20 protein-coding genes are annotated in these 17,926 nt (G+C 60.9%); 11 read left to right on the plus strand and 9 right to left on the minus strand.

Annotation, left to right across the window (positions count from 1 at the left end):
* Positions 1-44: 44 nt before the first annotated feature.
* The 5 genes from HXW87_RS09035 to HXW87_RS09055 form a co-directional block, all read right to left on the minus strand.
* A complete protein-coding gene (locus tag HXW87_RS09035; protein ID WP_121183832.1) occupies positions 45-1,067 on the minus strand; it encodes an SIS domain-containing protein in 1,023 nt (340 codons plus the stop codon).
* Positions 1,048-2,154, minus strand: coding sequence for an N-acetylglucosamine-6-phosphate deacetylase (gene nagA, locus HXW87_RS09040; protein WP_239778789.1), 1,107 nt, complete (start codon positions 2,152-2,154; stop codon positions 1,048-1,050). The genes HXW87_RS09035 and nagA overlap by 20 nt, the downstream gene beginning before the upstream one ends.
* Before the next feature lie 30 nt (positions 2,155-2,184).
* Positions 2,185-2,925 (minus strand): GntR family transcriptional regulator, encoded by a 741-nt coding sequence (locus HXW87_RS09045; RefSeq protein WP_179294940.1) that lies wholly within the window; start codon positions 2,923-2,925, stop codon positions 2,185-2,187.
* Between the two features lie 273 nt (positions 2,926-3,198).
* Positions 3,199-3,714 carry a L,D-transpeptidase family protein gene (locus HXW87_RS09050; RefSeq protein WP_041063109.1) on the minus strand — a complete coding sequence of 172 codons (516 nt, stop codon included), beginning with the start codon at positions 3,712-3,714 and terminating at the stop codon, positions 3,199-3,201.
* Between the two features lie 92 nt (positions 3,715-3,806).
* Positions 3,807-4,358, minus strand: coding sequence for an NUDIX hydrolase (locus tag HXW87_RS09055; protein WP_047292729.1), 552 nt, complete (start codon positions 4,356-4,358; stop codon positions 3,807-3,809).
* Positions 4,359-4,504: 146 nt separating this feature from the next.
* Here HXW87_RS09055 and HXW87_RS09060 point away from each other — a divergent pair, with 146 nt between their 5' ends.
* From HXW87_RS09060 to purT, 5 genes are all read left to right on the plus strand, one after another.
* Complete coding sequence (locus HXW87_RS09060) at positions 4,505-5,104, plus strand: CoA pyrophosphatase (protein WP_239778790.1); 600 nt, start codon at positions 4,505-4,507, stop codon at positions 5,102-5,104.
* 47 nt (positions 5,105-5,151) lie between these two features.
* Entirely contained in the window at positions 5,152-5,676 is a 525-nt protein-coding gene (locus tag HXW87_RS09065; protein ID WP_239778791.1) for a gamma carbonic anhydrase family protein, read from the plus strand.
* Positions 5,673-5,888, plus strand: a complete 216-nt coding sequence (locus HXW87_RS09070; RefSeq protein ID WP_047292731.1) for a DUF1289 domain-containing protein — start codon at positions 5,673-5,675, stop codon at positions 5,886-5,888. Before HXW87_RS09065 ends, HXW87_RS09070 begins: the two co-directional genes overlap by 4 nt.
* A 136-nt stretch (positions 5,889-6,024) precedes the next feature.
* Positions 6,025-6,492 carry a VUT family protein gene (locus tag HXW87_RS09075; RefSeq protein WP_239778792.1) on the plus strand — a complete coding sequence of 156 codons (468 nt, stop codon included), beginning with the start codon at positions 6,025-6,027 and terminating at the stop codon, positions 6,490-6,492.
* Between the two features lie 99 nt (positions 6,493-6,591).
* Positions 6,592-7,773 (plus strand): formate-dependent phosphoribosylglycinamide formyltransferase, encoded by a 1,182-nt coding sequence (gene purT / locus HXW87_RS09080; protein ID WP_003221968.1) that lies wholly within the window; start codon positions 6,592-6,594, stop codon positions 7,771-7,773.
* A gap of 118 nt (positions 7,774-7,891) precedes the next feature.
* Here purT and HXW87_RS09085 read toward each other — a convergent pair whose 3' ends face one another.
* The 3 genes from HXW87_RS09085 to ccsA all read right to left on the minus strand — a co-directional run bounded on the left by HXW87_RS09085 (position 7,892) and on the right by ccsA (position 11,578).
* Positions 7,892-9,208, minus strand: coding sequence for an MFS transporter (locus HXW87_RS09085; protein WP_239778793.1), 1,317 nt, complete (start codon positions 9,206-9,208; stop codon positions 7,892-7,894).
* Positions 9,209-9,511: 303 nt separating this feature from the next.
* On the minus strand, positions 9,512-10,753 hold the full coding sequence (locus HXW87_RS09090; RefSeq protein ID WP_239778794.1) for a CNNM domain-containing protein: 1,242 nt from the start codon (positions 10,751-10,753) through the stop codon (positions 9,512-9,514).
* A 12-nt stretch (positions 10,754-10,765) separates the two neighbouring features.
* Entirely contained in the window at positions 10,766-11,578 is an 813-nt protein-coding gene (gene ccsA, locus HXW87_RS09095) for a cytochrome c biogenesis protein CcsA (RefSeq protein WP_045122140.1), read from the minus strand.
* Between the two features lie 195 nt (positions 11,579-11,773).
* On the opposite strand from ccsA, the gene ffh reads away from it, so the two are divergent.
* The 6 genes from ffh (at position 11,774) to HXW87_RS09125 (ending at position 15,920) form a co-directional block, all read left to right on the plus strand.
* Positions 11,774-13,150 carry a signal recognition particle protein gene (ffh, locus tag HXW87_RS09100; RefSeq protein ID WP_041063139.1) on the plus strand — a complete coding sequence of 459 codons (1,377 nt, stop codon included), beginning with the start codon at positions 11,774-11,776 and terminating at the stop codon, positions 13,148-13,150.
* Positions 13,151-13,411: 261 nt separating this feature from the next.
* Positions 13,412-13,663: a 30S ribosomal protein S16 gene (gene rpsP, locus HXW87_RS09105; protein WP_003185073.1), complete on the plus strand. Its 252-nt coding sequence runs from the start codon at positions 13,412-13,414 to the stop codon at positions 13,661-13,663.
* Between the two features lie 5 nt (positions 13,664-13,668).
* Complete coding sequence (rimM, locus tag HXW87_RS09110; RefSeq protein WP_047292745.1) at positions 13,669-14,205, plus strand: ribosome maturation factor RimM; 537 nt, start codon at positions 13,669-13,671, stop codon at positions 14,203-14,205.
* A 3-nt stretch (positions 14,206-14,208) separates the two neighbouring features.
* On the plus strand, positions 14,209-14,961 hold the full coding sequence (gene trmD, locus HXW87_RS09115) for a tRNA (guanosine(37)-N1)-methyltransferase TrmD (RefSeq protein ID WP_003221981.1): 753 nt from the start codon (positions 14,209-14,211) through the stop codon (positions 14,959-14,961).
* Between the two features lie 45 nt (positions 14,962-15,006).
* Positions 15,007-15,357 carry a 50S ribosomal protein L19 gene (rplS, locus tag HXW87_RS09120; protein WP_003175895.1) on the plus strand — a complete coding sequence of 117 codons (351 nt, stop codon included), beginning with the start codon at positions 15,007-15,009 and terminating at the stop codon, positions 15,355-15,357.
* 149 nt (positions 15,358-15,506) lie between these two features.
* Positions 15,507-15,920: an acyl-CoA thioesterase gene (locus HXW87_RS09125; protein ID WP_108181783.1), complete on the plus strand. Its 414-nt coding sequence runs from the start codon at positions 15,507-15,509 to the stop codon at positions 15,918-15,920.
* A 107-nt stretch (positions 15,921-16,027) separates the two neighbouring features.
* Here HXW87_RS09125 and HXW87_RS09130 read toward each other — a convergent pair whose 3' ends face one another.
* A complete protein-coding gene (locus HXW87_RS09130) occupies positions 16,028-17,836 on the minus strand; it encodes a sodium:proton antiporter (RefSeq protein ID WP_239778795.1) in 1,809 nt (602 codons plus the stop codon).
* Positions 17,837-17,926: the final 90 nt, after the last annotated feature.

Consider the following 17,926-nt stretch of genomic DNA (forward strand, 5'->3'; position numbering starts at 1 on the left):
CAGCCTTCGGCAGCTCCTACACGGGTTACATGCCTAAACAGTGGTCAGTGCGTACGGGTCACTTTGCTCAGGTGGCGCGGCTGATCCGGGTTCATGCCGCGGGCCACGGCCAGGCCAGCGGCCATCACGTAGAAGCTCTGGATCGCCAGAATCGGGTCGAGGGCCGGGTGTTCGGCGCGGCTCAGGGTCAGGTCGCGTTCGAGAATGTCGTCCGGCGCGGCCAGCAGCACACGGGCGCCGCGTTGACGCATCTCTGCCGCAAGGCTGATCAGGCCGGCCTGTTCGGCACCGCGCGGGGCGAACACCAACAGCGGGTAATGCGCGTCGATCAGCGCCATCGGGCCGTGACGGACTTCGGCGCTGCTGAACGCTTCGGCCTGAATCGCCGAGGTTTCCTTGAACTTCAGCGCGGCCTCTTGGGCGATGGCAAAACCGGCGCCACGGCCGATGACCATCAGCCGTTCACAGTCGCGCAAGGCGTCGATCGCGCTGCTCCAGTCCTGTTGCGCCGCGTCGCGCAGTCCTTCGGCCAGGGCGTTGTGCGCTTCCAGCAGTTCGTTGTCTTCTTTCCAGTGCGCGATCAGGCGGGCGCTGGCGCTGAGGGTGGCGATGAAACTCTTGGTCGCGGCGACGCTGCTTTCGGTGCCGGCGAGCAGCGGCAGGCTGAATTCACATGCGGCTTCCAAAGGCGAATCGGCAGCGTTGACCATCGACACGCTCAGCGCGCCACGCTTGCGCAGCAGACGCAGGCTGTTGACCAGATCCGGGCTTTGCCCCGATTGCGAGAACGCGAACGCGACCTGACCGCTGACCTTCAACGGTGCCTGCTGCATGGTCACCACCGACATCGGCAACGACGCCACCGGCACACCCAGCTGCTGCATGGTCAGGTAGGCGAAGTAGCTCGCCGCGTGGTCGGAACTGCCGCGCGCGACGGTCATTGCCACTTGCGGCGGCTGACGGCGCAGGCGTCCGGCGATCTCGATCATCTGCGGGTCGAGCTGTTGCAGTTGGGCTTGCACGGCCTCGAACGAGGACAGCGCCTCTTCAAGCATTTTTGAAGTCAATGTCTTCTCCTTCGACCATGACGGCGGTCAGTGTGAGTGAGCGATCCAGCCGCACGCAGTCGGCCCAGGCGCCCGGTTGCAGGCGCCCGCGTTCGTTGATGCCGAGGTAGTCGGCGGGGAATTGCGAAAGACGTTGCGAGGCCTCGGCGATCGGCAAACCGATCTTCACCAGGTTGCGCAGGGCCTGATCCATGGTCAGGGTGCTGCCGGCCAGCGTGCCGTCGGGCAGGCGCACGCCGCCCAGGCATTTGGTCACGGTGTGGCTGCCGAGCTTGTATTCACCGTCGGGCATGCCGGCGGCGGCGGTTGAATCGGTGACGCAGTACAGACAAGGGATCGAACGCAGGGCCACGCGGATCGCGCCGGGGTGCACGTGCAGCAAGTCCGGGATCAGTTCGGCGAATTTGGCGTGGGCCAGCGCGGCGCCGACGATGCCCGGCTCGCGGTGATGCAGCGGGCTCATGGCGTTGTACAAATGGGTGAAGCTGGTCGCGCCGGCATCGAGGGCGGCAACGCCTTCCTCGTAGCTGCCGAGGGTGTGGCCAATCTGCATGCGGATGCCGCGGCTGCTGAGTTCGCGGATCAACCCGTCGTGACCGGCGATTTCCGGGGCGATGGTGATCACCCGGATCGGCGCCAGCGCCAGGTACTCCTCGACTTCGGCCATCAACGCGGTGTGGGCGAAATTCGGTTGCGCGCCGAGTTTGCCGGGGTTGATGTACGGGCCTTCGAGGTGTACGCCGAGGACGCGGGCGGCACCGTGCGGACGCTGTTCGCAGAACTCGCCGACCTCTTTCAGCACGCTGGAGATCTCGGCACTCGGCGCGGTCATGGTGGTGGCCAGCAGCGAGGTGGTGCCGAAGCGCACGTGGGTTTTGGTGATGGTTTCGAAGGCGCTGGCGCCTTCCATGATGTCTTTGCCACCACCGCCGTGGACGTGCAGGTCGATGAAACCCGGCAGCAGGTACGGCAGGTCATTGTCGGCCGGATCGCAGGGCACGCCTTCGATCGACACGACTTTGCCGTGTTCGTGGATCAGCCGGCCGCGAACCCAGCCGCTGGCGGTGAGGATGTTGTCTTCGGACATTTTGCTTCTCTCGTTTGGCCTGGCTGCCGGTCAGCGGCGAAGCTCTGCAACAAAGTCGTAGTAGTCGTTGCGGCAATAGGTGTCGGTGACTTCGATCGGCGTGTTGTCTTCCAGATAGCCGACCCGGGTCATCAGCAGCATGGCGGTGCCGGGGGCGATGCCGACCAGTGCGGCGAACTCCTCCGAGGCGTTGATCGCCTGGATGTGCTGCAGGGCGCGGACGATCGGTTTACCGATGCCGTCGAGGTACTCGTAGAGCGAATCGCCGACCAGGTGCGGCTTGGGCATGATCGAGGCGGGCAGGGTGCTCATCTCGATGGCCATCACCGTGTCGTCGGCCTTGCGCAGGCGTTTCATGCGCGCCACCTTGTCGTTCGGCGACAGGCTCAGGCGGATCAGTTCTTCGTGAGTCGGTAGGGTGATTTCGCGCTCCAGCCACTGCGAGCTGGGGACGAAACCCTTGAGGCGGAGCATTTCGCTGAAGCCCGAGAGGCGTGACAGCGGTTGTTCCAGGCGTGGGGTGATGAAGGTGCCGGAACCTTGCAAGCGGCGGATCAGACCTTGATCGAGCAACACCTCCAGCGCCTTGCGCGCGGTGACCCGGGAGATCCCGAGTTGCTCGCTGAGGTTGCGCTCGGAGGGCATGGCCTGCTCGGCCTTCCACTGCCCGGAATGGATCGCCGATTCCAGATTGCGCGCTAGCTGCAGGTACAGCGGCGTCGGCTGGGAGTCATCTGGGCGTAGGGCCTGGAGGTCGTTCATGTAGGTCATTTCCGACGCGAGTATAGGATTGTTGTGGCTCGCTTGTGGGGCGGAAATTAATACCACTTGAATACCATGTCAACGCAGTGAATTGGCGTGTAGCCCAATGAAATGGCGGGTTTCGGGGTTTGTGGTTTGAAGTGGTATTAGGGGTGGGCTGTAAAAAACAAAAGATCGCAGCCTGCGGCAGCTCCTACAGTGGGAAGTGGTATCAACCCCGTAGGAGCTGCCGCAGGCTGCGATCTTTTGATTTATTTTTTTCAGGTGACCAGTGGTCGCTGGTTAAGGACGAATCTCGATCATCGTGCCGTCCGGCACCAGACCCCAGACTTCGCGCATGTCCATGTTGCGCATGGCGATGCAGCCGTCGGTCCAGTCCAGGGTGTGGAACAGGTCTTCGGGGGTTTCTTCCGAATCCGGCGTGCCGTGAATCATGATCATCCCGCCAGGCTCGACGCCTTCGCGGCGGGCGCGGGCCGAATCGCTGATGTTCGGGTAGGAGATGTGCATCGCCAGGTTGAATTTCTCGCTGACCTTGCGCCAGTCGATCCAATAGAAACCTTCCGGCGTGCGCTTGTCGCCTTCAATCAGTTTCGGCCCCTTTTTCGCGCCCTTGCCCAGGGAAATCCGATAGGTCTTGATCGGCTTGCCGTCGGCAATCAACTGCAATTGATGCGCCGATTTGAGCACCAGGATTTTTTCGATCAGCGGGGTGTTCGACGGCGTCACGGTGGTCACGAAGGACGCTTGGGAGACTGAGACGAATGACAGGCAAAACAGAGCAAACAACCAGCGCATTGAAACAATTCCCCAAAGAGTGACGCAACGTTAAGTGTAGGAGCTGCCGAAGGCTGCGATCTTTTGATCTTTTGATCTTTGGATTTTTTGAGTCAGCTAATGGCAGGCTGAGCCAGCGGCGGAATCGATTCGGAGCGAACCGGGTAGGTTTCGGCGCGGCGGTCAGCGAAGAAGCATTCTAAGGTACGCCCCACGGTGCGGAAAGCCAGCTCGTCCCAGGGAATGTCGGCTTCGTCGAATAGTTGCACTTCGAGGCTTTCGGGGCCAGCCGCGAAGTCCAGGTCGGCCAGTTCGGCGCGAAAGAACACATGCACCTGGCTGATGTGCGGCACATCGATCAGGGTATAGATGCTCAGATTGCGCACTCGGGCGCAGGCTTCCTCGGCGGTTTCGCGGATCGCGGCCTGTTCGATGGTCTCGCCGTTTTCCATGAAGCCGGCGGGCAGCGTCCAGTAACCCAGGCGTGGTTCGATAGCACGGCGGCAGAGCAGCACCTGGCGACCCCAGGTCGCAACACAACCGGCGACGATATTGGGGTTTTGATAGTGAATGGTCTGACAGCTGTCACAGACAAATCGCAGTCGCGAGTCGCCTTCGGGAATGCGCTGGGTCACCGGGTTGCCGCACTGGCTGCAAAATTTCATGCTGGGGTTCCTGAATGCTGCGCCTATCTTGGCGTGCAGCGGTGCCGGTCGGCAAGTTGTCGTTTCGCGACATGGCCCGGCGAAGGGCTTGGGCGGCTGCAATGATTGGTGCATGATGCAGGGTAAGGCACAGATCGAGAACACTCATGCTGGACGAGCTACTGCATAGGGTAAGCAACCACACACCGCGCACGCTGGAGACCGATAAACGTTTCCCCGAGGCCGCTGTTCTGGTGCCGATCACCCGCAGTGACGAGCCCGAGCTGGTGCTGACCCTGCGGGCCAGCGGCCTCTCGACCCATGGCGGCGAAGTGGCCTTTCCCGGCGGTCGCCGCGACCCGGAAGACCCTGACCTGATTTTTACCGCACTGCGCGAAGCCGAAGAAGAAATCGGCCTGCCACCGGGGCTGGTCGAAGTCATCGGCCCGCTCAGCCCGCTGATCTCCCTGCATGGCATCAAGGTCACGCCGTATGTCGGGGTGATTCCCGACTTCGTCGAATACCAGGCCAACGATGCCGAGATCGCAGCGGTATTCAACGTGCCGCTGGAGTTCTTCCGCAAAGACCCGCGCGAACACACGCATCGTATCGATTACCAGGGCCGCAGCTGGTACGTGCCGAGTTATCACTACGGCGAATTCAAGATCTGGGGTTTGACCGCTATCATGATCGTCGAACTGATCAATCTGCTCTATGACGAACAGATCAGCCTGCATCACCCGCCCAAAAGCTATATCAACACCTGAAGCCATCGCTTGAATGGCCCGTCATCGTGAGCCCTGAGGAAAACAAGATGAAATACCGCCTGGGCGACGCCCGCGTCGACACCCATCCGCAGAGCTGGGTTGCACCCAATGCCGTGCTGGTGGGCAAGATCAAGCTCGAAGAGGGCGCCAACGTCTGGTTCAACGCCGTGCTGCGCGGCGACAACGAGCTGATCCTGATCGGCAAAAACAGCAACGTCCAGGATGGCACGGTGATGCACACCGACATGGGCTACCCGCTGACCATCGGCACCGGCGTGACCATCGGCCACAACGCCATGCTGCATGGCTGCACCGTTGGCGACTACAGCCTGATTGGCATCAACGCGGTGATTCTCAACGGCGCGAAAATCGGCAAGAACTGCATCATCGGCGCCAACTCGCTGATCGGTGAAGGCAAGGAAATCCCCGATGGTTCTCTGGTGATGGGGTCGCCGGGCAAAGTCGTGCGTGAACTGACCGAGCCGCAGAAGAAAATGCTTGAAGCCAGCGCCGCGCACTATGTGCACAACTCCCAGCGCTATGCGCGTGATCTGGTAGAGCAGGAAGAATGAGCACGCCCGAAAGACCGGTTGCCTCGCCGTGCGTGAATATCTGTGCGCTGGATGAGGACGATATCTGCACCGGTTGCCAGCGCACGGTCGCGGAGATCACCCGCTGGGGCCGCATGACCAACGACGAGCGGCGGGTGGTGCTCGAGTTGTGTCATGAGCGGGCGAAGGCGAGTGGGTTGGTGTGGATGATCCCGGCGCCCCCCAACAAGTAGCGAAGATCAAAAGGTCGCAGCCTGCGGCAGCTCCTACATGGGAATGCGATCTTCCTGTAGGAGCTGCCGCAGGCTGCGATCTTTTGCTTCTGCTTTGCCTGAAGTAACCTGTGCGCCAATTTCCCAGGTCACCGCCATGATTTTCCTCATCGCCTACATCAGCAGCGTCGTGCTGATCAACTTCGCCTTCTCCACCGCGCCACACCTGGACATCATCTGGTCGGCCTGGGGCGGGTTGGTGTTCGTGTTGCGCGACATGGTGCAAACCCGTTTCGGTCACGGTGCACTGGTGGCGATGCTGGCGGCGCTGGTGCTGTCTTACGTCACTTCCGATCCGTCCATCGCCCTGGCCAGCGCCACGGCGTTCGCGGTGTCGGAAATCATCGACTGGCTGGTCTTCAGCATCACCAAACGGCCGCTGCGGGATCGCCTGTGGATCAGTTCGGCGCTGAGCATTCCCCTCGATACCTTCATCTTTTTCGGCATGATCGACCTGATGACGCCACCGGTGATCATCACGGCATTGGCCTCGAAGTTCGCCGGCGTCACTGCCGTCTGGCTGATCATGGCCTGGCGCGAGCGCAAACAGGCTGTCGCCAACTGAGCCAAACCCTGCGGTTCATGTAAAATGCCGCGCTTTCTCCCCATGGAAAGCGCGTCTGGCGTTGCTTTCCTCGATGATCCGCTTCTTTGAGGACCTGAGATGACCCGTATCGGAACTCCATTGTCGCCGACCGCGACCCGCGTATTGCTGTGTGGCTGTGGTGAGTTGGGCAAGGAAGTGGTGATCGAGCTGCAGCGCCTGGGCGTTGAAGTGATTGCTGTCGACCGTTACGCCAACGCGCCGGCCATGCAGGTGGCGCACCGCAGCCACGTGATCAACATGCTCGACGGCGCCGCGCTGCGTGCAGTGATCGAAGCCGAGAAGCCACACTTCATCGTGCCGGAAATCGAAGCCATCGCCACCGCCACCCTGGTCGAACTGGAAGCCGAAGGCTTCACCGTGATCCCGACCGCCCGCGCTGCACAACTGACCATGAACCGCGAAGGCATCCGTCGCCTGGCCGCTGAAGAGCTGGACCTGCCAACCTCGCCGTACCACTTTGCCGACACCTTCGAGGACTACAGCAAAGCCGTTCAGGACCTGGGCTTCCCGTGCGTGGTCAAGCCAGTCATGAGCTCGTCGGGCAAAGGCCAGAGCCTGCTGCGCAGCGCCGATGACGTGCAGAAAGCCTGGGATTACGCGCAAGAGGGCGGTCGCGCCGGCAAAGGTCGGGTTATCATCGAAGGCTTCATCGATTTCGACTACGAAATCACCCTGCTGACCGTGCGCCACATCGGCGGCACCACGTTCTGCGCACCGGTCGGTCACCGTCAGGAAAAGGGCGACTATCAGGAATCCTGGCAGCCGCAGGCCATGAGCCCGATTGCTCTGGCTGAGTCCGAGCGGGTGGCCAAAGCCGTGACCGAGGCGCTGGGTGGTCGCGGGTTGTTCGGCGTCGAGTTGTTCATCAAGGGTGATCAGGTGTGGTTCAGCGAAGTCTCGCCGCGCCCGCATGACACCGGTCTGGTGACCCTGATTTCTCAGGACCTGTCGCAGTTCGCCCTGCACGCCCGCGCCATTCTCGGTCTGCCGGTGCCGCTGATCCGTCAGTTCGGCCCATCCGCTTCGGCGGTGATTCTGGTGGAAGGGCAGTCGACCCAGACCGCGTTCGCCAACCTTGGCGCAGCGCTGAGCGAGCCGGATACCGCACTGCGGCTGTTCGGCAAGCCTGAAGTCAACGGTCAGCGCCGGATGGGCGTGGCGTTGGCGCGGGATGAGTCGATTGAGGCGGCTCGTGCCAAGGCGACCCGTGCGGCTCAGGCTGTTGTTGTAGAGCTGTAAACCGAGGCGCGCCATTCGCGAGCAAGCTCGCTCCCACAGGTTCGGCGGTGTTCACAAATTTTGTGTACTGCGCGGACACTGTGGGAGCGAGCCTGCTCGCGAAGCTTTTGATCTTCCGTCAGGCAACCTGATTCAGATCGTTATTGCGCGTTTCCTTCAGGCACAGCACAGCAATCAAGCTGAGCACCGCTGCCGCCGACACATACCCGCCGACATAACTCAAACCGCCCATCGCCACCAGTTTCTGCGCGAAGAATGGAGCCGCCGAGGCGCCGACGATGCCGCCCAGATTGTAGGCCGCCGATGCGCCGGTGTAGCGCACGTGGGTCGGAAACAGTTCCGGCAGCAGCGCGCCCATCGGGGCAAATGTCACGCCCATCAGGAACAGCTCAATGCACAGGAACAGTGCCACGCCCCAGGTCGAGCCCTGTGTCAGCAACGGCTCCATCAGGAACCCGGACAGGATCGCCAGCACACCGCCGACGATCAGCACCGGTTTGCGTCCGTAACGGTCGCTGGCCCAGGCGGACAACGGTGTAGCCGCGGCCATGAACAGTACGGCAAAACACAGCAGCCCAAGGAACGTCTCACGGCTGTAGCCGAGGGTGGACACGCCGTAGCTCAGGGAAAACACCGTCGAGATGTAAAACAGCGCGTAGCACACCACCATCGCCGCCGCGCCGAGCAGGGTGGGCGCCCAGTACTGGCTGAACAGCTCGACCAGCGGCACTTTCACTCGCTCCTGACGGGCAATCGCGTTGGCGAACACCGGCGTTTCGTGAAGCTTGAGGCGTACATACAGACCGACCATCACCAGCACTGCGCTGAGCAGGAACGGAATCCGCCAGCCCCAGCTGCGGAACTGCTCGTCATTGAGGGTCATGGCCAGGGTCAGGAACAACCCATTGGCCGCGAGAAAACCGATTGAAGGCCCCAGTTGCGGGAACATGCCGAACCACGCCCGCTTGCCCTTCGGCGCATTCTCGGTGGCCAGCAACGCCGCGCCACCCCATTCTCCGCCTAGCCCCAACCCCTGACCGAAACGCAGCACGCACAGCAGAATCGGGGCCCAGGCGCCAATGCTGTCGTAACCCGGCAGCACCCCGATCAGGGTGGTGCACACGCCCATCAGCAAGAGTGAAGCGACCAGCGTCGATTTGCGCCCGATGCGGTCACCGAAGTGGCCGAACAATGCTGAACCCAGGGGGCGGGCGAGGAAGGCGATGCCGAAAGTGAGAAACGCCGAGAGCATCTGCGCCGTGCCGGAGGTCTGCGGAAAGAACACCGGTCCGATCACCAGTGCGGCGGCGGTGGCGTAGACATAGAAGTCGTAAAATTCGATGGCGGTGCCGATGAAACTCGCCGTCGCCACGCGGGTGGCGGAGTTGGTCAGCTGGGCAGGCGCGGTGGCGCTGTAAGCGGTACTGGTCGTCATGCGGTGATCCCTGACAGTCATGGCTCCGTTGGAGCGAATTATTATGGTTGAACACCCAGGGATGTGGGATGAGACGCGAGCGCTGTTTCGAGTAGGAACAGTCGTCGGGGTAGTGCGGAAAATGGCCGAAACCGCTTTAGTGCGGGGTAAGCACAGGGCTCGGCAGCGCTTGGGTAAGCAGCTCGATTATAGGAAGGAGGCTAACGATCAAACAAGAGCAAAAGATCGCAGCCTTCGGCAGCTCCTACAGAGGAACGCATTCCAAAATGTAGGAGCTGCCGAAGGCTGCGATCTTTTGATCTTTTATCTGGCCGGTACCAGAGCAGACACCGAGCTCGTATGCCAGATCAGCACCTTGCTCACCCGGTTGTCCTCGGTTTCGAGAATCTCCAGCCGATAACGCCCGATCTTCAGGCACACCGCGCTGTCCGGAATGGTTTCCAGCGCCTCGGTCACCAGACCGTTGAGGGTTTTCGGCCCGTCGCTCGGCAAGTGCCAGCCCAGGCATTTGTTCAACTCGCGGATCGACGCGGTGCCGTCGATCACCATGCGCCCGTCGGGCTGCGGATGGATGTGCGGGTTGTCGAGGCTGTGCTCGCTTTCGAATTCGCCGACGATCTCTTCGAGAATGTCTTCCAGGGTAACGATGCCCAGCACTTCGCCGTACTCGTCCACCACCATGCCCAGCCGGCGTTGTTGTTTGTGGAAATTGAGCAGTTGCAGTTGCAGCGGCGTGCTTTCCGGAACGAAGTACGGTTCGTAGCTGGCGGCCAGCAGTGCTTCGCGGGTCAGCTCGCCATCGTTGAGCAGATGGCGGATTTGCCGGGTGTTGAGCACCGCTTCGACCTGGTTGATGTCGCTGTGGAACACCGGCAGGCGCGTGCGTTTGTTGTGGCGCAGTTGTTCGATGATCTCCTCGATCGAGTCGTCGAGGTTGATGCCGTCGACATCGCTGCGCGGCACCAGAATGTCGTTGACCGTGATGTTGTCCAGCGCGTGGATCCCGGAAACCGGGTGGACGCGAGACGGGTGTTCCGGGTCGTCGTTCGGGTCGGCAGGTTCTTCGTCTTCGCTTTGCTGCACCACTTGGGTTTTGCGCGCGAAGGGACGCAGCAGCAAACCGCTGATGCGGCTCAGCAGCCAGGCCAGCGGATAAAGAATCTTCAGCGGAACGGCCAGCAGGGTATTGCCGAAGGACAGCACGGCCTCCGGATAGCGCTGGGCCACCGTGCGCGGGAAGTAATCGGCAAACACCAGCAACACGGCAGCGGCGCCGAGGCAGGCTGCCCACGGGCCGTTTTCTTCGCAAAGGAAGATTGCCAGCAGCGTGGCAATGACCACCGCAAGGGCGCGGCACAGGGTGTTGCACAGGATCAGACTGTCGAGCGGGAAGCTCAGCTTCGCCAGCGGTTTATCGCTGGCGCGCGAGGCGGTGCGTTGCGCGAGCAAGTGCTGCTGCGCGATTTCGACGGCGGTAAAGAGTCCCGACCATAAAATCAGTAGGACAAATACAGCGAGCATCGGCCCTATGGGCAAACCGTCCATTTATGCCGCCCGTCAGATGTGCAGGATGTATTCACGAACCAGTTTGCTGCCGAAATACGCCAACATCAGCAGGCAGAAACCGGCGAGGGTCCAGCGGATCGCCTTGTGGCCGCGCCAGCCGAGGCGATTGCGTCCCCACAGCAGCACGCTGAATACCACCCAGGCCAGGCACGCCAGCAGGGTCTTGTGCACCAGATGCTGGGCGAACAGGTTCTCGACGAACAGCCAGCCGGAGATCAGCGACAGCGACAGCAGCGTCCAGCCGGCCCAGAGAAAGCCGAACAACAGGCTTTCCATGGTTTGCAGCGGCGGGAAGTTCTTGATCAGGCCCGACGGGTGCTTGTGCTTGAGCTGGTGATCCTGCACCAGCAGCAGCAAGGCCTGGAATACTGCGATGGTGAACATGCCGTAGGCGAGGATCGACAGCAGGATGTGGGCGAGGATGCCCGGCTCTTCGTCGATGATCTGCACCGTACCGGCCGGCGCGAACTGCGCCAGCAACACCGTCGCCGCGCCGAGCGGGAACAGCAGCACCAGGAGGTTTTCCACCGGGATCCGCGAGCAGGCCAGCAGCGTCAGGGCGATGACGGCCGCGGCGATCAGGCTGGCGGCGCTGAAGAAGTCCAGGCCCAGGCCGATCGGGGTCAGCAGGTGAGTGAGCAGGCTGGCGCTGTGGGCGAGCACGGCGAGGATGCCGAGCGTAACCAGCAGGCGCTTGTTCGCCTTGGCGCCGGAGGCCAGGCGGGTGCCCTGATAAAGGGTCGCAGCGGCATAAAGAAGCGCGGCGGCGATGGTAGTCAGCAAACTGGGTGACAAGGGGAGCATAAATCCTGTTAGGCAGGCCCGAAAGGCGCTGAGTTTGGCATAGAACCGCCACACCACGAAAGTGCGAGGTGTCCGCCCGACGCAGTCTTCGCTATAATCCGCGACCTGCCCACGCCGCAGGCTCGCCGAGCACATGTTGAATCCGGTCTGGGCCGCCATTATCCCGGTCTACACAGGGCCTGAAAGGATCGCGCAATGTTTGAAAACTTAACCGACCGTCTCTCGCAGACGCTGCGCCATGTCACCGGCAAGGCGAAGCTGACTGAAGACAATATCAAAGACACCTTGCGCGAAGTGCGCATGGCGTTGCTCGAAGCCGACGTCGCCCTGCCGGTGGTCAAGGACTTCGTCAATTCGGTCAAGGAGCGCGCTGTCGGCACCGAGGTGTCGCGCAGCCTGACGCCGGGCCAGGCATTCGTGAAGATCGTCCAGGCCGAACTCGAAAGCCTGATGGGCGCGGCCAACGAAGACTTGAACCTGAGCGCCGTGCCGCCCGCCGTCATTCTGATGGCCGGTCTGCAGGGTGCCGGTAAAACCACCACCGCCGGCAAACTCGCGCGCTTCCTTAAAGAGCGCAAGAAGAAGTCGGTGATGGTCGTGTCGGCGGACATCTACCGCCCGGCGGCTATCAAGCAGCTGGAAACCCTGGCCAACGACATCGGCGTGACGTTCTTCCCGTCCGATCTGAGCCAGAAGCCGGTCGACATCGCCAACGCGGCTATTAAAGAAGCAAAACTCAAATTCATCGACGTGGTCATTGTCGACACCGCCGGTCGTCTGCACATCGACGAAGAGATGATGGGCGAGATCAAGGCGCTGCACGCCGCGATCAAACCGGTCGAAACCCTGTTCGTGGTCGACGCCATGACCGGTCAGGACGCCGCCAACACGGCCAAGGCCTTCGGTGATGCGCTGCCGCTGACCGGTGTGATCCTGACCAAGGTCGACGGCGATGCCCGGGGCGGTGCGGCACTGTCGGTACGCGCGATCACCGGCAAGCCGATCAAGTTCATCGGTATGGGCGAGAAGAGCGAAGCGCTCGATCCGTTCCACCCTGAGCGTATCGCTTCGCGGATCCTCGGCATGGGTGACGTGCTTAGCCTGATCGAACAGGCTGAAGCGACCCTCGACAAGGACAAGGCCGACAAGCTGGCCAAGAAGCTGAAGAAGGGCAAGGGCTTCGACCTCGAAGACTTCCGCGATCAGCTGCAACAAATGAAGAACATGGGCGGCCTCGGCGGGCTCATGGACAAGCTGCCGAGCATTGGCGGCGTCAACCTGTCGCAAATGGGCAATGCCCAGAACGCGGCAGAGAAACAGTTCAAGCAGATGGAAGCCATCATCAACTCCATGACCCCGGCCGAGCGTCGCGACCCTGAGCTGATCAGCGGCTCGCGCAAACGCCGGATCGCCATGGGTTCCGGCACCCAGGTGCAGGACATCGGTCGCTTGATCAAGCAGCACAAGCAGATGCAGAAGATGATGAAGAAATTCACCGCCAAAGGCGGTATGGCGAAAATGATGCGCGGCATGGGCGGTATGTTGCCCGGCGGCGGCATGCCGAAAATGTGATACAGGACACTCAGACTTCGCCGGTCGTCGCACCGGCGCAGACCCTGCAAGGATGCAGGATCAACAGCAAACCCGCACTTGGCGGGAGCTGACCGGCCGTTTTCATCGACGGCTCTACATGCAAATCCGCACGGCATGCCATAGGCGCCGGAAAAAGTCATTTGCAAAAGTCCGGATATTCCTTAGAATATGCGGCCTTTCGGGCACCCATGCCCGCTGTGCATTTAGATTTGCAGCACCGACTACAGGAACGATGTTCACATGCTAACAATCCGTCTTGCCCTTGGCGGCTCCAAAAAGCGCCCGTTTTACCACCTGACCGTAACCGACTCGCGTAACCCGCGTGACGGCTCCCACAAAGAACAGGTTGGTTTCTTCAACCCTGTTGCCCGTGGTCAGGAAATCCGTCTGTCCGTTAACCAAGAGCGCGTAGCCTACTGGCTGAGCGTTGGTGCACAGCCTTCTGAGCGTGTTGCTCAGTTGCTGAAGGAATCTGCCAAGGCTGCAGCCTGAGCAGTATGAGCGCGACGCCAGAAAAAGCTGATGACCTGATCGTTGTCGGCAAGATTTTTTCGGTTCACGGCGTTCGCGGCGAGGTGAAGGTCTTTTCCTTTACCGATCCGATTGAAAACCTGTTGGACTACCGCAACTGGACGCTTCGGCGTGAAGGCGTGGTGAAACAGGTCGAGCTGGTCAGCGGCCGATCCACTCAAAAGGATCTGGTTGCCAAGCTCAAAGGCCTCGACGATCGCGATGAAGCCCGTCTTCTGAGCGGTTATGAGATTTGCATCTCGCGAAGCCTTTTGCCCAACCTGACAGGCGACGAGTACTACTGGTACCAGTTGCAAGGTCTGAGCGTCATCAACCAGGACGAGCAATTGTTCGGCAAGGTTGATCACCTGTTGGAGACCGGCGCGAACGATGTATTGGTGGTCAAGCCCTGCGCGGGCAGCCTGGATGATCGTGAGCGGTTGTTGCCCTACACGGAGCAATGCGTGCTGACAATCGATCTGGATGCAGGCGTGATGAGGGTGGAATGGGACGCGGACTTCTAAGCAATGGCCAGCCTGCGCGTAGACGTCATAACGTTGTTCCCCGAGATGTTCTCGGCCATCAGTGAGTACGGCATTACCAGTCGTGCGGTCAAACAGGGGCTGTTGCAGCTGACCTGTTGGAATCCGCGGGATTACACGACGGATCGGCATCACACTGTGGACGATCGCCCGTTTGGTGGTGGTCCGGGCATGGTGATGAAGATCAAGCCCCTGGAAGATGCTCTGGTTCAGGCCAAGGCAGCAGCCGGGGAGGCGGCGAAGGTGATTTACCTGTCCCCCCAAGGCCGTCAACTGACTCAGTCGGCGGTACGCGAACTGGCAAAATCGGATGCATTGATCCTGATTGCCGGTCGCTATGAAGGCATTGACGAGCGCTTTATTGAGGCTCATGTCGATGAAGAGTGGTCGATTGGTGACTATGTATTGTCTGGCGGCGAGCTGCCGGCCATGGTCATGATCGATGCGGTTACACGACTGCTGCCCGGAGCTTTAGGGCATGCGGATTCCGCTGAGGAAGATTCCTTTACGGATGGTCTGCTGGATTGCCCGCACTACACCCGACCTGAGGTGTATGCGGATCAGCGTGTTCCCGACGTGTTGCTAAGTGGCAATCACGCGCATATCCGGCGTTGGCGTTTACAGCAGTCCCTTGGTCGGACCTATGAACGACGCGCCGATCTTCTGGAAAGCCGCTCGCTTTCTGGAGAAGAGAAGAAGCTGCTCGAGGAATACATCCGCGAGCGGGACGATAGTTAACAACGTATCGATGGTAGATCAGTTGATTTACCTTAGGAGCACAGCATGACCAACAAAATCATCCTTGCACTCGAAGCAGAGCAGATGACCAAAGAAATCCCTACCTTTGCCCCAGGCGACACCATTGTCGTTCAGGTGAAAGTGAAGGAAGGCGATCGTTCCCGTCTGCAAGCGTTCGAAGGCGTTGTCATCGCCAAGCGTAACCGCGGCGTGAACAGTGCGTTCACCGTTCGTAAAATCTCCAACGGTGTTGGCGTAGAACGTACTTTCCAGACCTACTCCCCGCAGATCGACAGCATGGCTGTCAAACGTCGCGGTGACGTACGTAAAGCCAAGCTGTACTACCTGCGCGACCTGTCGGGTAAAGCAGCTCGCATCAAGGAAAAACTGGCTTAAGTCCAGCTTCCGATGCAGAAAAAAGCAGCCTACGGGCTGCTTTTTTGTTGCCCGCAATTCAACCCGCCTCCCCTGTAGGAGCTGCCGAAGGCTGCGATCTTTTGATCTTGCTTTCAATTCGGAAGCCCGCGATTTACGAGCAATAACCCATGACCACCCGCGACCAGGAAATCCAGCGCCGTACCGAACTCTCGGTAACCCGCGTGACCAAAGCCGTCTTCCCGCCGACCACCAACCATCACAACACCCTGTTCGGCGGCACCGCGCTGGCGTGGATGGACGAAGTGTCGTTCATCACCGCCACACGCTTCTGCCGTCTGCCATTGGTGACTGTGTCCACCGACCGGATTGACTTCAATCATGCGATCCCGGCTGGTTCGATCGTCGAGCTGGTAGGGCGGGTGATCAAAGTCGGCAACACCAGCCTCAAGGTCGAGGTTGAGGTGTTCGTCGAGAGCATGAGTTGTGACGGCCGCGAGAAAGCGATCCACGGGCAGTTCAGCTTTGTGGCAATTGATGATGACAAGCGGCCGGTGCCGGTGCTACCCGGATTTCCTGCCTGATCCGGAACCGAGTCGCGCCATTCGCGAGCAGGATCGCTCCCACAGGTTTTGTTTCGGACACAATTTCCGATCACAGTGGGAGCGAGCCTGCTCGCGAAGGTGTCAGCTCAGACGCCGCTGGCCTCCGGCTGAATCAATGCCAACAAGGTCCATCCTGATCCTGGTTTCACAGCAGTCTCCGGCGTCACCACATGCACCCAGCCGCTGTCATCACGCATGAACAGCAGGGCCGCCCGATTGCCATGCAATGCCTGGTAATCCTCCCAGCCAAAACCGTCGGTCAGCGTCGTGCTGTACAGTTCGGCGCCGTTGCTGATCAGGCTGGCCAGCTTGGCATAGGTCAGCGCCTCGCTGCCCAGCTGATTACCGCGATGCTCCAGACTCGCGCGATGCTTGTCAGTGCGACGAGTTTCCTGACCGCTGGCCAGACCGAACAAACGCTGGTGACCAAAGTCGTGGCGAAAGCGCATTGCCGCCAAAGTATTCAGTTCGCCCGAGGGCGATAGCGCCAATAGATGCCCCAGCCCCACCAGATCCAGATGCGCATCGGCATGCTGCGACGCCGGGTTACCGAAGTACGTCGGCAAACCCTCCATGCGTGCTGCACGAATATTTTCCCAACTCGAATCGGTCAACAGCACGCGGCTGCCCAGTTGCTGCAACGATTTGCCCAGCAGACGCGCCGGGCCGTTGGCGCCGACGATCAGGAAGCCGCTCGGCGCCGGTTCGGCAACGTTCAGCAAACGTGCCAAGGGTCGTGCTGTTGCGCTTTGCAGCACCACAGTGCCGATGATTACCGCGAAAGTCAGTGGTACCAGCAGCAACGCGCCTTCGTGTCCGGCTTGATCCAGGCGAATCGCGAAAATCGCCGACACCGCCGCCGCCACGATCCCGCGCGGGGCGATCCAGCACAGCAAGGCGCGTTCACGCCAGCTCAGGCTGGAGCCGGCAGTGCTCAGCAGCACGTTCAGCGGGCGCGCGATCAGTTGAATCACCAGCAGCAGAATCAGCACCAACGGCCCGAGGCTGATCAGTGCATGCAGATCCAGCCGCGCTGCGAGCAGAATGAACAGTCCGGAAATCAGCAGCACGCTGAGGTTTTCCTTGAAGTGCAGGATGTGCCGCACATCCACGCCCTTCATGTTCGCCAGCCACATGCCCATCAGCGTCACCGCCAACAGACCGGACTCATGCATCACCTGATTGGCGGCAATGAAAATCCCCAGCACCGCCGCCAGTGAGGCGAGGTTGTGCAGGTATTCCGGCAGCCATTGGCGACGGATGATGGTGCCGAGCACCCAGCCGCCGACCACCCCGAATACGCTGCCGCAGGCAATCACGCCGCCGAAGGTCAACAGGCTCTGTTCGAGGCCGTTACCCTCGGAGCGGGCGATGATGAAGCTGTAGACCACCACCGCAAGCAGGGCGCCGATCGGGTCGATGACGATGCCTTCCCAGCGCAGAATGTTGGCGATCGAGGCTTTCGGTCGCACCACCCGCAGCATCGGCACGATCACTGTCGGCCCGGTCACCAGCGTCAGGCTGCCGAACAGAATTGCCAGCAACCAGTCGAAGCCGAGCAAGTAGTGAGTCGCGACGGCAATCACCACCCAGGTCGTGAGCGCGCCGATAGTCACCAGGCGATGCACGACGCTGCCGATCTCGCGCCATTCCGACAGATGCAGGGTCAGACTGCCCTCAAACAGGATCAACGCGACCGCCAGCGACACCAGCGGCATCAGCAACGGGCCGAACATTTCCTGCGGGTCGAGCCAGCCGAGCACAGGGCCTGCGAGAATCCCGGTCAGCAACAAAAACAGAATGGCCGGCAGCTTCAGGCGCCACGCCAGCCACTGGCAACCCAGCGCAGCGGCGCCGATCCCGCCAAATGCCAAGAGAATTTGTTGTTCGTTCATTGAAGCTCCTTGTTCCTTGAAATGGCGGGCTATGAAAGACTAGCGGCCATTCCTACAGTTCACTCGACATTTGCGCGCAGCCCCGGAGGT

The sequence above is a fragment of the Pseudomonas sp. Y5-11 genome (genome assembly GCF_022368695.1).
Classification (GTDB): domain Bacteria; phylum Pseudomonadota; class Gammaproteobacteria; order Pseudomonadales; family Pseudomonadaceae; genus Aquipseudomonas; species Aquipseudomonas parakoreensis.

What these genes read in the sequence shown, in the direction of transcription:
- HXW87_RS09055 (WP_047292729.1), bottom strand. Translation starts at nt 4,358, where the DNA reads ATGAAATTTTGCAGCCAGTGCGGCAACCCGGTGACCCAGCGCATTCCC.
- HXW87_RS09125 (WP_108181783.1), top strand. Translation starts at nt 15,507, where the DNA reads ATGACCACCCGCGACCAGGAAATCCAGCGCCGTACCGAACTCTCGGTA.
- nagA (WP_239778789.1), bottom strand. Translation starts at nt 2,154, where the DNA reads ATGTCCGAAGACAACATCCTCACCGCCAGCGGCTGGGTTCGCGGCCGG.
- HXW87_RS09090 (WP_239778794.1), bottom strand. Translation starts at nt 10,753, where the DNA reads ATGGACGGTTTGCCCATAGGGCCGATGCTCGCTGTATTTGTCCTACTG.
- HXW87_RS09075 (WP_239778792.1), top strand. Translation starts at nt 6,025, where the DNA reads ATGATTTTCCTCATCGCCTACATCAGCAGCGTCGTGCTGATCAACTTC.
- HXW87_RS09070 (WP_047292731.1), top strand. Translation starts at nt 5,673, where the DNA reads ATGAGCACGCCCGAAAGACCGGTTGCCTCGCCGTGCGTGAATATCTGT.
- ffh (WP_041063139.1), top strand. Translation starts at nt 11,774, where the DNA reads ATGTTTGAAAACTTAACCGACCGTCTCTCGCAGACGCTGCGCCATGTC.
- trmD (WP_003221981.1), top strand. Translation starts at nt 14,209, where the DNA reads ATGGCCAGCCTGCGCGTAGACGTCATAACGTTGTTCCCCGAGATGTTC.
- rpsP (WP_003185073.1), top strand. Translation starts at nt 13,412, where the DNA reads ATGCTAACAATCCGTCTTGCCCTTGGCGGCTCCAAAAAGCGCCCGTTT.
- HXW87_RS09050 (WP_041063109.1), bottom strand. Translation starts at nt 3,714, where the DNA reads ATGCGCTGGTTGTTTGCTCTGTTTTGCCTGTCATTCGTCTCAGTCTCC.
- HXW87_RS09060 (WP_239778790.1), top strand. Translation starts at nt 4,505, where the DNA reads ATGCTGGACGAGCTACTGCATAGGGTAAGCAACCACACACCGCGCACG.
- ccsA (WP_045122140.1), bottom strand. Translation starts at nt 11,578, where the DNA reads ATGCTCCCCTTGTCACCCAGTTTGCTGACTACCATCGCCGCCGCGCTT.
- rimM (WP_047292745.1), top strand. Translation starts at nt 13,669, where the DNA reads ATGAGCGCGACGCCAGAAAAAGCTGATGACCTGATCGTTGTCGGCAAG.
- HXW87_RS09085 (WP_239778793.1), bottom strand. Translation starts at nt 9,208, where the DNA reads ATGACGACCAGTACCGCTTACAGCGCCACCGCGCCTGCCCAGCTGACC.
- HXW87_RS09045 (WP_179294940.1), bottom strand. Translation starts at nt 2,925, where the DNA reads ATGACCTACATGAACGACCTCCAGGCCCTACGCCCAGATGACTCCCAG.
- HXW87_RS09065 (WP_239778791.1), top strand. Translation starts at nt 5,152, where the DNA reads ATGAAATACCGCCTGGGCGACGCCCGCGTCGACACCCATCCGCAGAGC.
- purT (WP_003221968.1), top strand. Translation starts at nt 6,592, where the DNA reads ATGACCCGTATCGGAACTCCATTGTCGCCGACCGCGACCCGCGTATTG.
- HXW87_RS09130 (WP_239778795.1), bottom strand. Translation starts at nt 17,836, where the DNA reads ATGAACGAACAACAAATTCTCTTGGCATTTGGCGGGATCGGCGCCGCT.
- rplS (WP_003175895.1), top strand. Translation starts at nt 15,007, where the DNA reads ATGACCAACAAAATCATCCTTGCACTCGAAGCAGAGCAGATGACCAAA.